Annotated in this window: 12 protein-coding genes; 9 read left to right on the top strand and 3 right to left on the bottom strand. The window is 70.2% G+C overall.

Annotated elements, in window-relative coordinates:
* Nucleotides 1–353 precede the first annotated feature (353 nt).
* The 3 genes from R6V09_RS29320 (at nt 354) to ilvD (ending at nt 3,745) form a co-directional block, all read left to right on the top strand.
* Complete coding sequence (locus R6V09_RS29320) at nt 354–1,178, top strand: sugar phosphate isomerase/epimerase family protein (protein ID WP_317884462.1); 825 nt, start codon at nt 354–356, stop codon at nt 1,176–1,178.
* The gene (locus R6V09_RS29315) at nt 1,175–1,780 is read left to right on the top strand and encodes a TetR/AcrR family transcriptional regulator (RefSeq protein WP_317884461.1); all 606 of its coding nucleotides are present in this window, start codon (nt 1,175–1,177) and stop codon (nt 1,778–1,780) included. The genes R6V09_RS29320 and R6V09_RS29315 overlap by 4 nt, the downstream gene beginning before the upstream one ends.
* 111 nt (nt 1,781–1,891) lie before the next feature.
* Entirely contained in the window at nt 1,892–3,745 is a 1,854-nt protein-coding gene (gene ilvD / locus R6V09_RS29310; RefSeq protein ID WP_317884460.1) for a dihydroxy-acid dehydratase, read from the top strand.
* Between the two features lie 96 nt (nt 3,746–3,841).
* Here the strand turns inward: ilvD and R6V09_RS29305 are convergent, their stop codons facing one another.
* On the bottom strand, nt 3,842–5,962 hold the full coding sequence (locus R6V09_RS29305; RefSeq protein WP_317884459.1) for a serine/threonine-protein kinase: 2,121 nt from the start codon (nt 5,960–5,962) through the stop codon (nt 3,842–3,844).
* Nucleotides 5,963–6,144: 182 nt separating this feature from the next.
* Here R6V09_RS29305 and R6V09_RS29300 point away from each other — a divergent pair, with 182 nt between their 5' ends.
* From R6V09_RS29300 to R6V09_RS29290, 3 genes are all read left to right on the top strand, one after another.
* Complete coding sequence (locus R6V09_RS29300; RefSeq protein ID WP_317884458.1) at nt 6,145–6,453, top strand: SH3 domain-containing protein; 309 nt, start codon at nt 6,145–6,147, stop codon at nt 6,451–6,453.
* Nucleotides 6,454–6,497: 44 nt separating this feature from the next.
* On the top strand, nt 6,498–7,007 hold the full coding sequence (locus R6V09_RS29295; protein ID WP_317884457.1) for an EamA/RhaT family transporter: 510 nt from the start codon (nt 6,498–6,500) through the stop codon (nt 7,005–7,007).
* A gap of 164 nt (nt 7,008–7,171) precedes the next feature.
* Nucleotides 7,172–7,951, top strand: coding sequence for a class I SAM-dependent methyltransferase (locus tag R6V09_RS29290; RefSeq protein ID WP_317884456.1), 780 nt, complete (start codon nt 7,172–7,174; stop codon nt 7,949–7,951).
* Nucleotides 7,952–8,277: 326 nt separating this feature from the next.
* Here R6V09_RS29290 and R6V09_RS29285 read toward each other — a convergent pair whose 3' ends face one another.
* Nucleotides 8,278–9,759 carry a SulP family inorganic anion transporter gene (locus R6V09_RS29285; RefSeq protein WP_317884455.1) on the bottom strand — a complete coding sequence of 494 codons (1,482 nt, stop codon included), beginning with the start codon at nt 9,757–9,759 and terminating at the stop codon, nt 8,278–8,280.
* Between the two features lie 238 nt (nt 9,760–9,997).
* On the opposite strand from R6V09_RS29285, the gene R6V09_RS29280 reads away from it, so the two are divergent.
* From R6V09_RS29280 to proC, 3 genes are all read left to right on the top strand, one after another.
* On the top strand, nt 9,998–10,795 hold the full coding sequence (locus tag R6V09_RS29280; RefSeq protein WP_317884454.1) for an ABC transporter ATP-binding protein: 798 nt from the start codon (nt 9,998–10,000) through the stop codon (nt 10,793–10,795).
* Nucleotides 10,792–11,583 (top strand): ABC transporter permease, encoded by a 792-nt coding sequence (locus R6V09_RS29275; RefSeq protein WP_317884453.1) that lies wholly within the window; start codon nt 10,792–10,794, stop codon nt 11,581–11,583. The genes R6V09_RS29280 and R6V09_RS29275 overlap by 4 nt, the downstream gene beginning before the upstream one ends.
* Nucleotides 11,584–11,653: 70 nt before the next feature.
* Nucleotides 11,654–12,463 carry a pyrroline-5-carboxylate reductase gene (gene proC / locus R6V09_RS29270; protein ID WP_317884452.1) on the top strand — a complete coding sequence of 270 codons (810 nt, stop codon included), beginning with the start codon at nt 11,654–11,656 and terminating at the stop codon, nt 12,461–12,463.
* Nucleotides 12,464–12,507: 44 nt separating this feature from the next.
* Here the strand turns inward: proC and trpS are convergent, their stop codons facing one another.
* The gene (gene trpS, locus R6V09_RS29265) at nt 12,508–13,503 is read right to left on the bottom strand and encodes a tryptophan--tRNA ligase (protein ID WP_317884451.1); all 996 of its coding nucleotides are present in this window, start codon (nt 13,501–13,503) and stop codon (nt 12,508–12,510) included.
* Nucleotides 13,504–14,219: the final 716 nt, after the last annotated feature.

Genomic DNA, 14,219 nt, shown 5'->3' with positions numbered 1-14,219 from the left:
GCCCGCCCACGGCGCCCGCGCCCCCGTCCGCAGTGCACGCACGCGTAGCCGCTCCCGGCGCGCACGCCCGGTGCTACCAAACGCCTACGCATGCCCAGCGTTACCGAACGCCCGCGCCCCCCACCCATGGCCCGCACCTCCGCCCGCGCCCAACTCCCCCCAACGCCCGCCCTACTGAACGCACCCAACACCCGCCCTACTGAACGCCCACCCAGCACCCGACGTATCAGACCCGCATGAAGTATCGCCACAACGCGGCCCCGCGCCGGAGATGGCCGGTTGCCGTACCCCGCACAGGGCGGGCACAGCAACCGGCTCCCCCGCGCAAAGCGCCGCCCCGTAGTCTGTCCTCCGTGGCAGAACCAGTCGTGCGCATCCCGGATGCGAAGGTCGCGCTGTCCACGGCGTCCGTGTATCCGGAGTCGACGGCGACGGCCTTCGAGATCGCCGCGCGCCTCGGCTACGACGGCGTCGAGGTCATGGTGTGGACCGACCCGGTCAGCCAGGACATCGAGGCGCTGCGCAGACTCAGCGATTACCACCAGGTCCCGATCCTCGCCGTGCACGCGCCGTGCCTGCTCATCACGCAGCGGGTGTGGTCCACCGACCCGTGGATCAAGCTCCAGCGCGCCCAGGCCGCCGCCGAGAAGCTCGGCGCGAGCACGGTCGTCGTGCACCCGCCGTTCCGCTGGCAGCGCCAGTACGCGCGGGACTTCGTCAGCGGGATCTGGAGGATGGCGAACGAGACGGATGTGCGGTTCGCCGTAGAGAACATGTACCCGTGGCGCTACCGCGACCGCGAGATGCTCGCCTACGCCCCCGAATGGGACGTGACGCAGGACGACTACCGGCACTTCACGATCGACCTCAGCCACACCGCGACCGCCCGCACCGACGCCACCGCGATGATCGACCGCATGGGCGACCGGCTCGGCCATGTCCATCTCGCCGACGGCAACGGCTCCAACAAGGACGAGCACCTGGTCCCCGGCCGCGGCACCCAGCCCTGCGCCGAACTGCTGGAACGGCTCGCGACGACCGGCTTCGACGGCCATGTCGTCATCGAGGTCAACACCCGGCGCGCGATGTCCGGCGCCGAACGCGAGGCCGATCTCGCGGAGGCGCTCGCCTTCACGCGGCTGCATCTGGCCTCGGCCGTGAAGGTGCCCCGGCGGTGACCGACGCCACCGCCAAGCGCCGGGGCCGGCCCCCTCGTACGGAATCCGCCGACACCCGCGACCGCATCCTGGCCGCGGCCCGGGAGGAGTTCTCCGAGCGGGGGTACGAGAAGACCTCCGTGCGCGGTATCGCCAAGGCGGCCGGGGTCGACTCGGCGCTCGTCCACCACTACTTCGGTACCAAGGAACAGCTTTTCGAGGCGGCCGTAGAGGTCGCCTTCGCCCCCGCGCGCAACGCGCCGGACGCGGTCGCCGAGGGGCCGATGGACGGCGTCGGCGAGCGGCTGACGCGCTTCATCTTCGGCGTCTGGGAGAACCCCGCCACCCGTAAGCCGCTGCTGGCGGTCGTCCGGTCCGCCGTCAACAACGAGGCCGCAGCGGCCGTCCTCCGCCGGCTCGTGGTCTCCCAGATGCTGAGCCGGGTCGCCGCCCAGCTGGACCTCCCGGACGCGGAACTGCGCGCCGAGCTCGCGGCGGCGCAGCTGGTGGGTACGGCGATGCTGCGCTACGTGATCAAGGTGGAACCGCTGGCATCGGCGGACCCGGAGCAGATCATCGCGCGGATCGCGCCGGTGGTGCAGGGGCATCTGACGGGGTCGTGAAGCCGTCCTGCGGCGAGACGGGCGTCCCGTAATGCGGACACCGTGTCCGACCCCTGGATGACCGGCGTACGCTCAATAGCAGCCCTATCTGTCTTGAAGGAGCGATCGACGATGCCCGAGCTGAGGTCCCGCACAGTCACCCACGGCCGCAACATGGCGGGCGCACGCGCCCTTATGCGCGCCTCCGGTGTACCCGGTGCGGACATCGGCCGGAAGCCGATCATCGCGGTGGCGAACAGCTTCACCGAGTTCGTGCCCGGCCACACCCACCTCCAGCCCGTCGGCCGGATCGTCAGCGAGGCGATCACCGCGGCCGGCGGCATCCCGCGCGAGTTCAACACCATCGCGGTGGACGACGGCATCGCGATGGGCCACGGCGGCATGCTCTACAGCCTGCCGTCCCGCGACCTGATCGCGGACAGCGTGGAGTACATGGTCGAGGCGCACTGTGCCGACGCCCTGATCTGCATCTCCAACTGCGACAAGATCACCCCGGGCATGCTCATGGCGGCGCTCCGCCTGAACATCCCGACGGTCTTCGTCTCCGGCGGTCCCATGGAGGCCGGACGCGCCACGCTGCAGGACGGCACCGTCCGCACGCTGGACCTGATCGACGCGATGGTCGACGCCGCCAACGAGAGCATCTCCGACGCGGACGTCCTCAACATCGAGGAGAACGCCTGCCCGACCTGCGGCTCCTGTTCCGGCATGTTCACCGCCAACTCGATGAACTGCCTGACCGAGGCCATCGGTCTGTCGCTGCCGGGCAACGGCTCGGTCCTCGCCACGCACACGGCCCGCAAGGGCCTGTACCAGGACGCGGCCCGCACGGTGATGGACATCACCCGCCGCTACTACGAGCAGGACGACGAGACGGTCCTGCCGCGCAACGTCGCCACCTTCGCGGCCTTCGAGAACGCCATGGCGCTCGACATCGCGATGGGCGGCTCCACCAACACGATCCTGCACCTGCTGGCCGCGGCGCAGGAGGCGGGCGTCCAGTTCGGCCTGGACGAGATCAACGCCGTCTCGCGCCGTGTGCCGTGCCTCGCGAAGGTCGCCCCGAACGTCGCGAAGAACCGCACGTACTACATGGAGGACGTGCACCGCGCGGGCGGAATCCCGGCCCTGCTGGGCGAGTTGCACCGCGCGGGCCTGCTGAACGAGGACGTGCACTCCGTCCACAGCCCGTCGCTGGCCGACTGGCTGAAGACGTGGGACGTGCGCGGCGGCTCCCCGTCCCCGGAGGCCGTGGAACTGTGGCACGCGGCGCCCGGCTGCGTCCGCTCCTCCGAGGCCTTCTCCCAGTCCGAGCGCTGGGCGGCCCTCGACGAGGACGCGGCCGAGGGCTGCATCCGCGACGCCGAGCACGCGTACTCCAAGGACGGCGGCCTCGCGGTCCTCAAGGGCAACCTCGCCGTCGACGGCTGCGTCGTGAAGACGGCGGGCGTCGACGAGTCGATCTGGACGTTCGAGGGCCCGGCGGTCGTCTGCGAGTCGCAGGAAGAAGCCGTCGAGAAGATCCTCAACAAACAGGTCACGCACGGCGATGTCGTCGTCATCCGCTACGAGGGCCCCAAGGGCGGCCCGGGTATGCAGGAGATGCTCTACCCGACGTCCTTCCTCAAGGGCCGCGGCCTCGGCAAGACCTGCGCCCTGATCACCGACGGCCGCTTCTCCGGCGGCACTTCGGGCCTGTCCATCGGCCACGCCTCGCCCGAGGCGGCGTCCGGCGGCACCATCGCCCTCGTCGAGGACGGCGACCGCATCCGCATCGACATCCCGAACCGCACGATCGAACTCCTCGTGGACGACGCCGAGTTGGCCCGCCGCGAGGCGGCGCTCGACGGCCGGTACGCCCCGAAGAACCGCGAGCGCAAGGTGTCCGCCGCCCTGCGTGCGTACGCCGCGATGGCCACCAGCGCGGACCGGGGCGCCGTGCGGGACGTCAGCAAGCTCGGCTGAGATTCGGGTAGTTGTCGCTCGGCCAACGCCCAGTTGTCGCTCGACCCGGGGCCGTCCCTCTCCTGAGGGGCGGCCCTTTTGTTGGCTCGTGTCGGGCTACCAGGCGCCCGGTGCAAGGGCGTTGACGGCGAAGACGGTGCCGTCGGGGGCGGCGGCGTAGACACGGTCGCCGACGATCGCCGGGTCGGGCAGCGCGCCGCTGACCAGACTTCCGTCCGTACGGAGCCGGGGCGGGGTCTGGCCGAGGAGCCTGCCGCTGCGGGCGTCCACGGCGAGCAGTCGCCCGTCGGCGGCGGTGACGTAGACCCGCCTGCCGTCGGACACGGGCGCCGAACCCCGGCTCACCGACGTTTCGAGAGCCCACAACTGCTTGCCGCTCGCCACGTCCACGGCCTCCAGCGAACCCCCGAGGGCCAGGATGTAGACGACGTTCCCGCGCACGGTCGCCCGGGAGTCCTGCCGCCGCACGGGCAGCGCCACGCGGCGCGACACCTTGGCCTTCGGGTCGTAGCGGACGACGGACTTGGTGTCCGAGGAGATCCGGTCGACGGCGAGGAGGAACGCCGATCCGTTCTGTACGCCGACGAGTCTCAGCGTTCCGTCGAACCGCGCCGTCCACTCGACGTCACCCGTGTCCGGGTCGACCGCGCTGACCCGTGTGCTGGAGCCGTCCTTCGCCGTACTCGTCGCGTAGGCGAGGGGATCCCCGGCGAACGAGGAGAAGTACGGCGCACCCGGCCCCGGCAGAGTCCGGTTCCACTTCGTGTCGCCCGACGAACTGTCCACGCCCGTCACGGACGTGCCGGTACCGGTGATCAGCAGCATGCCTCCGGCCGGCTGCATCCCGCCGTACGCGGGCAGGTCCCGGTGCCAACGGGCCTTGCCCGAGGCCGGATCGAGGGCTTCCAGGTCACGGCCCTGGTTCGTCAGGAGCTGGACGAGTCCCCCCGACAGCATGGGCGGTCCGCTCCGGATCGTCCTGGCGACGGAGTGCCGCCACAGCAGCGCGCCGTCGGCCGGATCGAGGGCGAAGACCACACCGGACTGCGCGCAGAACAGCTTCCCGGCACCCCAGGAACACTGGGGGACACCCTCGTCCTTGGACAGGGGCTTCATCTCCCACCCGGCGAAACCCGCCGACGACGTGGGGCTCGCGCCGGCCTTCTTCGACGTCGGAGCGCCGTCCCCGAGCAACGGAATCGAGGCGAGCACCCCGCCCACGACAAGGACGACTGCCCCGGCGGCGAACAGCGCCTTCTTGCCCAACCGCCGTCCGCGCCGCGGCTCTTGGGCCTCGGCGGACGGCCCGGGCCGGGGCGAGGACTGGTCCGGCGGCTCGGGCGGGTCGCTCGCCCGCTGCGGCGGTATGAACGCCTGGGTGTCGTACGACGCCGCCACCGCCCGCAGTTCCCGCATGAGTTCGTCCGGCGTGGGACGGTCCTCGGGCTCCTTCGCGAGGCAACGCAGCACGAGTGGCGCCAAGTTGTCCGGCACCCCGGTCAAGTCGGGCTCGTCGTGCACGACTTGGTAGGCGACGACATAGGGACTGTCCGAGTCGAACGGCCCCCGCCCGGTCGCCGCGTGCACCATCACGGACCCGAGCGCGAAGATGTCCGCGGCCGGCCCCACCTCCCTGGGCCGGCGGAACTGCTCCGGCGCCATGAACGGCGGCGTACCGATCAACTTCCCGGTCTCGGTGCGCAGTTCGCTGTCCTTCGGCCGGGAGATACCGAAGTCGATGACCTTCGGCCCGTCCTCGGCGAGCAGCACGTTGCTCGGCTTCAGATCCCGGTGTACGACCCCCACCCGGTGGATGTCACGGAGCGCCTCGGCGAGTCCGGCCATCACCTGACGCAACTGGGCCGGAGCCATCGGCCCGTTCCGCTTCACATGATCGGAAAGCGTCGAACCCGGAATGAACAACGTCGCCATCCAGGGCCGCGGGGCCTCGGGATCGGCGTCGACGACCGGCGCCGTGAAGGCCCCGCTCACCCTCCGCGCGGCGGCCACCTCCTGCCGGAACCGCCCCCTGAACTCGGGGTCCTGCGCGAACTCCGCGTGGACGACCTTCACGGCGAGCTTCATCCCCGAGGTGCTCTGCGCCAGATGCACCACGCCCATGCCGCCGGAGCCGAGGCAGGACTCCAGGCGGTAGTGACCGGCGTACTCGGGAAGTTCCGCTTCCGCGCCCGCTCCGGTGTTGCGCTGTGGCGCCATGGAACCACCCCCGTGCTGATCGTTCGCGCGCGCGACGCACGGAGCCTAGTCGATGACCCCTACGGGACAGAGGCGGCTTGCTGGCTTCCGAGTGCGAGTTGCGCACATGTGTTTCATGGCGTGTTTTGAGGGAATCATCGTTGCCCCATGGCAGTCATGGGGTCGAACGGGGGAGGTTTTTCATGTCTGTTGACCGGGTGGAAGAAGCAGGCGGCGCAGAGGCTGAGGCCGTCGCCGCAGCCGTGCACACCTACGCGATCGCACCGGGGATCAGCGTCAACGTCCGCAGCGGTCCCGGCACCAGCTACACCATCGTCCGCGTCCTGCCCGAGGGCTCTCGGGTACCGATCTACTGCCAGACACCGGGCACCACGGTCTCCGGCTACTACGGCACCACCAACATCTGGGACAACATCAGCAACGGCGAGTACATATCCGACGCCTACGTGAACACCGGCAGCGACGGCTACGTCGCCTCGCGCTGCGGCTGAGCCCCACGGGAGCCCGCGCTCGCCCTCGGAGCCATAATCGTCCCGTGAACGACGAGACAGGCATCCAGGACACCGCGGGCTCCCCCGGCTCCGGCGGCCCCCGCCCCGAGCCCCTCCGCTTCTTCGGCACCACCTGGGTGGACCACGACAACGGCTACGCCGCGCGCCGCGTCGGCACGGCCGCCGGCTCCCTCGCCGCCGCCGTCGCCTCCTGCCTGATCCTCCGCTTCGCCTACCAGGGCCTCCAGATCGCGGACGTCGGCAGCTTCGTCACCCTCCTCGTCATCGTGATGTTCGCGGTCTGCAGCGCCCTCGCCTTCGGCCACACCTGGGAAGCCTTCAGGAAGCGCCCCGACCCCGACCGCCAGGCCTCCCTCCGCGGCCTGCTGGCCATCGGCTTCGTGGGTTCCCTCGTGGCCTACTTCTTCCGCACCTTCACCGAGGCCCCCGGCGAGAAGCTCCACCGCCAGGAGTACGAGGCGGCGCTGACCAAGCACACGAAACGCACCACCCGCCGCACGGGCAACCCCGCGAAGAAGCGCCGCGACACGTAGTGGAGAAACGTCGCAACACGTAGTGGAGAAGCGCCGCGGCACGTAAGGGAGACAACCCGGGGACTGCCCGGGTGTCCCCTTCCCCGCCCCCTCACCCCGCCTCCCACCCCATCTCTCACCAAAATCCACCTGCACCCTGCACCCACCCCGGTAACCATGGCCGTATGACCACTTCGTCGAAGCCGCCCTCGCACACCGCCCGGGCCCACTCCTTCAACGCCGCCGCGGCCCAGTACGCCGAGAACCGCCCCTCCTACCCACCCGCCCTCTTCGACGCCGTCGAGGAACTGGCCGGGCATCCGCTCGCCGGCGCCCGTGTCGCGGACGTCGGGGCCGGCACCGGCATCGCGACCGCCCTCCTGCACGCCCGCGGCGCCGACGTGATCGCGATCGAACCCGGCGACGGCATGGCGGCCCAGTTCCGCCGCACCCTCCCCGACGTCCCGATCGTCCGGGGCAGCGGCGACGCCCTCCCCCTCACCGACCACTGTGCCGACTTCCTCACCTACGCCCAGGCCTGGCACTGGACCGACACCACCAAGTCGGTCCCGGAGGCACTGCGCGTACTCCGCCCGGGCGGTGCGCTCGCGCTCTGGTGGAACACGAGCGCCGTCGACGTCCCGTGGATCGCCGAGCAGTCGGAACGCATCAGGACCCACTTCGGCATCGACCGCGTAGTGGAGCAGAACGGCAGCGGCCTGCGCACCGCGCTCGCCGACCCCACCGGCCGGCTCGACTTCGCCCACCGAAGGGTCCGCTGGAGCCGCCGCGTCCCGGTCGACACCCATCTGGCCAACATCAGCAGCCACTCGGCCTTCCTGGTCCACGGCGAGGAGAGCACCAACACCTTCCTCGCCGAGGAGCGCGACCACCTGCTCACCGCGTTCCCGGACGCCACCGTGGAGGAGACCTACGTCGTGGAACTCGTCGTAGCCCTCGCGTGATGCCCTCCTGACAGCCTCGGCGGCACGGGCTCAGCGGCACGGGCTCTGACGGCCCCGGCGGTCAACCTCTGCCGGCCCCGGCGGGCGCACCGCTGGCAGCCCGGGCAGCCGACCTCCGACTTACCGCAGCGGCACAGCCTCCGTCAGCCCCGACGGCTAGCCTCCGTCAGCCCCGACGGTCAGCCCCGACGGTCAGCCCCGACGGTCAGCCCCGACGGTCAGCCCCGACGGTCAGCCCCGACGGTCAGCCCCGACGGTCAGCCCCGACGGTCAGCCTCCGACAGCCCCAGCACCACCCCCCTACCGCCACGCCACCCCGCCCCCCGTCACACCCCCTTGACCGCGACCACCTCCACGCCACTTCCGCCGCCCGCGCCATTTCCGCCACGCCCTCCCCGCGCGGTGGCCCACCCCTCCAGGGCCGCCGCGCACGCATGGTCCACATGCCGCAACCCGCCCAGCTCCAGCCGCACTTCCCGGTCGTACGGCAACGCCTCCAACGCGTCCAGCAGCTTCGGCAGCCGCAGAAACGTCGCATGCCCCAGCACCCGTACGACGATCCCCGCGTCCCCGAGGTCCTCCGTCTCCACGTGCACATGGCTGATGTCCCACGCGGTCTTCGCCACCGCCAACGCCAGCCCGACCAACACCCCCTCGAACAGGTTCCCCACCACGATCGCCACCGCGGTCACCCCGAGTACGACCACCTCACCCCGATGCCCGGCCCACAGCCCCCGCACCTGCCGCACCGGCACGAGCTTGCACCCGGCGTGCACGAGCAGCCCCGCCAGCGCCGCCACCGGCACCAGCCCCAGCACCCCGGGCAGCAGCGCCGTGAACAGCAACAGCCAGCCACCGTGCAGCACCCGCGACGCCTTGGTCCTGGCCCCCGCCTGCACTCCCCCAGAGGGGGCACCCCCAGCCGCGCTCCGCACGATCACCGCCGTCATCGGCAACGCCCCGAGCACCCCGCACACCGCGTTCCCCGCACCCTGCGCGATCAACTCCCGGTCGTAGTCCGTCCGCGGCCCCCGGTGCAGCCGGTCCACCGCCGCCGCGCTGAACAACGACTCCGCCGACGCGATCAACGCGAACGCGACGACCGTCCCGATCACCCCCACTTCCGTAAGCCGCCCGAAATCCCCCCACTCCGGCACCCGCACGGCACCGACCAGCCCCCGCACCTCCACCCGCCGCACCGACAGGTCGAACACCCCGGTCACCGCAGCCGCCGCCCCCACCGCCACCAACGGCGCCGGAACCAGCCGAGCCCCCCGCCGCCACCGCGGCCAGAGCACCAGTACGGCAATGGTGGCACCGCCCACTGACAACGCCACCGGATCCACCCGCCCCGGCAGCGACACCAGCCCGGCGAGCTTCCCGAGCCCGTCCGCCGGCGCGGCCACATCACCGAGCGCGTACACCTGCCCGGCGACCAGCACGAGCCCGATCCCGGCGAGCATCCCCTGCACGACGGCCGCCGGCACGGCCCGGAACCACCGCCCGAGCCGCAGCACCCCGAGCGCCAACTGCACCATCCCGGCCGCGAACACCAGCACCCCGAGCGCCTCGATCCCGTACGCCCGCACGGCCTCGTACACGAGCACGGTCAGCCCGGCGGCCGGACCGCTCACCTGCAGGCTGCTGCCGGGCAACGCCCCGACCACCAGCCCGCCGACGATCCCGGTGACCAGCCCCAGTTCGGCCGGCACCCCGGAGGCGATCGCCACGCCCACGCACAGCGGGAGCGCGACGAGAAAGACGACTAGAGAAGCGAACAGATCGGCCTTGCTCACACCACAGCGCATGACAACGGCACCTCCGATTGCGAACGGGAGATGCGTGGGCGCCGCACCGGGGGAGGGCACGGCGAACTGAAATCCATTGTCGGGAAAGGGAGTTGGCCACGCACCCGATTCGTGTGACCACCCCGTGAACGCGGAGGCGCCCAGACCGGAACACCTCGCTCCGATCACGCCGCCACGCGCCTGCGCCGTTCCGCGCACCCGCTTGACGAGCATGCTGCGCGAGAGCATTATTCATCGCATGATGAATTATGTCGCCGATCCACCCGGCACGGCCCCCGAACCCGCAGTCCAGGCCGAAGTCCTCACCGTCGTCCGAGGTCCCCGCACCGTCCTGCGCGGTATCGACTTCACCGTCCCGCGCGGCCAGATCACCGGCCTGCTCGGCCCCTCCGGCTGCGGCAAGTCGACCCTCATGCGCTCGATCGTCGGCACCCAGGCCAAGGTCACCGGCACCCTGAACGTCCTCGGCCGCCCCGCCGGTCACCCCACCCTCCGCACCCGCATCGGCTACGTCACCCAAGCCCCCTCCGTCTACGACGACTTGACGGTCCGCCAGAACCTCGACTACTTCGCAGCGATCCTCGACCCCGGCCGCACCGCCGCCGGCCGCCGCCACGAAGTCGACCGTGTCCTCACCGACGTCGACCTCACCACCCACGCCGACGCCCTGGCCGGCAACCTCTCCGGCGGCCAGCGCAGCCGCGTCTCCCTGGCGGTCGCGCTCCTGGGCACCCCCGAACTCCTCGTCCTCGACGAACCCACCGTCGGCCTGGACCCCGTCCTCCGCCGCGACCTGTGGGCCCTCTTCCACGACATCGCCGCCTCCCGGGGCGCCACCCTCCTCATCTCCTCCCACGTCATGGACGAGGCCGAGCGCTGCCACCGCCTCCTCCTGATGCGCGAGGGCGAGGTCCTCGCGGACGACACCCCCGACGCCCTACGCACCCGTACCGGCTCCGACACGGTCGAGGCCGCCTTCCTGCACCTGGTCGACGAGGCCGTGGCCACCGCCCGCCAGAAGGAGACGACCCGATGAACACGGCCGCTACGCCAACCACCGCACCCGCGCCCGCACCCGCCACGGCCCTCAGCGTTGCCCGCACCACCGCCACCGCGGCCCGCGTCCTGCGCCAGCTCCGCCACGACCCCCGCACGATCGCGCTGCTGATCCTCATCCCGTGCCTGATGCTCGTCCTGCTGCGCTATGTCTTCGACGGCAGCCCGCGCACCTTCGACAGCATCGGCGCCTCACTGCTCGGGATCTTCCCGCTCATCACGATGTTCCTGGTCACGTCCATCGCCACCCTGCGCGAACGCACCTCCGGCACCCTCGAACGCCTCCTCTCCATGCCCCTGGGCAAGGGCGACCTGATCGCCGGCTACGCTCTCGCCTTCGGCTTCCTCGCGGTCATCCAGTCCGCCCTGGCCACCGGCCTCGCCGTCTGGTTCCTCGGCCTCGACGTCACCGGCAGCCCCTGGCTCCTCCTCCTGGTGGCCCTCCTCGACGCCCTGCTCGGCACCGCGCTCGGCCTCTTCGTCTCGGCCTTCGCCGCCTCGGAATACCAGGCCGTCCAGTTCATGCCGGCGGTGATCTTCCCCCAACTCCTCCTCTGCGGCCTCTTCACCCCACGCTCCGAGATGCACCCCGTCCTGGAGGCCGTCTCCGACGTCCTGCCCATGTCGTACGCCGTCGACGGCATGAACGAGGTGCTCAAGCACACGGACATGACCGCCACCTTCGTCCGCGACGCCCTCATCGTGGCCGGCTGCGCCCTGCTGGTCCTGTGCCTGGGCGCGGCCACACTGAGAAGGCGTACGGCATAGACGTGTACAGAGGTGTTCCGCCAGCCGGACACCCGTCTCAAGGGCGCACCGCCGGTGCGAGGATGAACCCATGACCCAGAAAGTCGCAGTCCTCGGCACCGGCAAGATCGGCGAAGCCCTGCTCAGCGGAATGATCCGAGCGGGCTGGGACCCGGCCGACCTCCTGGTCACCGCCCGCCGCCCCGAGCGCGCCGAGGAACTCCGCACCCGCCACGGAGTCACCCCGGTCACCAACCCCGAGGCCGCGAAGAGCGCCGACACCCTGATCCTCACGGTCAAGCCGCAGGACATGGGCACCCTCCTCGACGAACTCGCCCCGCACCTCCCCGCCGACCGCCTGGTCATCAGCGGCGCGGCGGGCATCCCCACCTCCTTCTTCGAGGAGCGCCTGGCCGCAGGCACCCCGGTCGTCCGGGTCATGACGAACACCCCCGCCCTCGTCGACGAGGCCATGTCCGTCATCTCCGCCGGCAGCCACGCCACCGAGGCCCACCTCGCGCACGCCGACGAGATCTTCGGCGCCGTCGGCAAGACCCTCCGAGTCCCCGAGTCCCAGCAGGACGCCTGCACCGCCCTCTCCGGCTCCGGCCCGGCGTACTTCTTCTACCTGGTCGAAGCCATGACGGACGCCGGCATCCTGCTCGGCCTGCCGCGCGACAAGGCCCACGACCTCATCGTCCAGTCCGCGATCGGCGCCGCCGTCATGCTCCGCGACAGCGGCGAGCACCCGGTCAAGCTCCGCGAGAACGTCACCTCGCCCGCCGGCACGACGATCAACGCCATCCGCGAACTGGAGAACCACGGCGTACGCGCCGCACTCATCGCCGCCCTGGAGGCAGCCCGCGACCGCAGCCGCGAACTGGCCTCCGGAAACAGCTAGCCGATCAGGCGGCTAGCCGGTCGGACAGCAAGCCGGTCGGACAGCTAAGCGGGCAGAAGCCCGATGGCCCGATACGCGGTATCGACCATCGGCTTCGCCATCTCTCTCGCCTTCTCCGCCCCATCCCGCAACACCCCTTCCACATAAGCGGGATCCGCGCACAACACCTTGTGCCGCTCCTGCACAGGCCTGAGCAGCTCGACCACGGCCTCCGCGGTGTCCTTCTTCAACGCTCCGTACGACTCATATACACCGCTCAAGTCCTCGGGGTTCCCACCTTCGCAAGCGGCCAGGATCTCCAGCAGATTGGCCACCCCCGGCCGCTCCTCCCGGTTGTAGACGACCCCGGCCCCACCGTCGGTCACGGCCCGCATGACCTTCTTCCGTACGGCGTCCGGCTCGTCCAGCAGATAGACGATCCCCGGCCCGGAGTCGTCCGACTTCCCCATCTTCGAAGTCGGCTCCTGCAGATTCATCACCCGCGCCGCCACCCCCGGCCGCGTGGCCTGGGGCACCACGAACGTATGGCCGTACCGCTGGTTGAACCTGACCGCCAGATCCCGGGCCAGCTCCACATGCTGCGTCTGGTCGTCCCCGACGGGCACCTCGTCCGTCCCGTACGCCAGAATGTCCGCCGCCATCAGCACGGGATACGTCAGCAACGACAGCCGCACACTCCCGCCCCGCTCCCGCTCGCGCACGGCCTTCTCCTTGTACTGCACCATCCGCCGCATCTCACCGTCGGTGGCCACACACTCCATGACGTACGACAGCCGTGTGTGCTCATCCACATGACTCTGTACGAACACGGTGCACAGCTCTGGATCCAGCCCTGCCGCCAGCAACAGCGTCGCCGCCTGCCGGGTCAGCCTGCGTACCCGCGCCGGATCGTGGTCCACGGTCAGCGCGTGCAGATCGACCACGCAGAACAGAGCGTCACTCTGCCGCTGATCCACCTCGACCCAGCGCCGCACGGCTCCCAGGTAGTTCCCCAGCGTCAGGTGTCCGGTCGGCTTGACCCCACTGAAGACCCGTGTCATCTCTCCACCTCCTGATAGGGACCGCCGCATCCGGCCGGCCCTCTGGAGGGAGAAACAAGAACGGCCGCCAGGGCGGCGGCCGTTGAGTACATACGTGTGTACGGCCGCCGTCAGGCGGCCCACCACTGCTGGGTGCACGTATGCGTAGTCATGTCACACAGCGTACGCCTCCACGAGGCTCTCCGGAGCGGAGTTGACACGCCCCGACCGCATACGTAGTGTTCTCCGAGTTGTCCGACGTGAGCGCCGACTCCGGTCGGTCCCCGGACAGCCATTCCGCAAGTACCTACAAACATTCGACGATCCGTCGTTGCGTGTATTGGCATGCGTATTTGCGAAATGAGGAATCCGCGTTCGAAAGGACGCACCCCCGATTCGCTCGGGACTCAGGAATCCGCTAAAGTCTCACTCGTCGGAACGGCCCAACGGCCGGGATGGCAGCCCACTCTGACTGGGAGTCAGGCCCGAAAGGATCTGATAGAGTCGGAATCGCCGGAAAGGGAAACGCGGAAGCGGAAACCTGGAAGGCACCGAGGAAATCGGAACCGGAAACGGTCTGATAGAGTCGGAAACGCAAGACCGAAGGGAAAAGCCCGGAGGAAAGCCCGAGAGGGTGAGTACAAAGGAAGCGTCCGTTCCTTGAGAACTCAACAGCGTGCCAAAAATCAACGCCAGATATGTTGATACCCCGTCTCCAGTCATCATCTGATGGTTGG

The sequence above is a fragment of the Streptomyces sp. W16 genome (genome assembly GCF_033194735.1).
GTDB lineage: Bacteria > Actinomycetota > Actinomycetes > Streptomycetales > Streptomycetaceae > Streptomyces.
The sequence above is the reverse complement of the archived record's forward strand: the minus strand, read 5'-3'. Positions and strand labels throughout refer to the sequence as shown.

Bases quoted from the DNA above. Each gene is read 5' to 3' on its own strand.
- ilvD (WP_317884460.1), top strand. From the start codon at position 1,892: ATGCCCGAGCTGAGGTCCCGCACAGTCACCCACGGCCGCAACATGGCG.
- R6V09_RS29305 (WP_317884459.1), bottom strand. From the start codon at position 5,962: ATGGCGCCACAGCGCAACACCGGAGCGGGCGCGGAAGCGGAACTTCCC.
- R6V09_RS29300 (WP_317884458.1), top strand. From the start codon at position 6,145: ATGTCTGTTGACCGGGTGGAAGAAGCAGGCGGCGCAGAGGCTGAGGCC.
- R6V09_RS29290 (WP_317884456.1), top strand. From the start codon at position 7,172: ATGACCACTTCGTCGAAGCCGCCCTCGCACACCGCCCGGGCCCACTCC.
- R6V09_RS29285 (WP_317884455.1), bottom strand. From the start codon at position 9,759: ATGCGCTGTGGTGTGAGCAAGGCCGATCTGTTCGCTTCTCTAGTCGTC.
- R6V09_RS29280 (WP_317884454.1), top strand. From the start codon at position 9,998: ATGATGAATTATGTCGCCGATCCACCCGGCACGGCCCCCGAACCCGCA.
- R6V09_RS29275 (WP_317884453.1), top strand. From the start codon at position 10,792: ATGAACACGGCCGCTACGCCAACCACCGCACCCGCGCCCGCACCCGCC.
- proC (WP_317884452.1), top strand. From the start codon at position 11,654: ATGACCCAGAAAGTCGCAGTCCTCGGCACCGGCAAGATCGGCGAAGCC.
- trpS (WP_317884451.1), bottom strand. From the start codon at position 13,503: ATGACACGGGTCTTCAGTGGGGTCAAGCCGACCGGACACCTGACGCTG.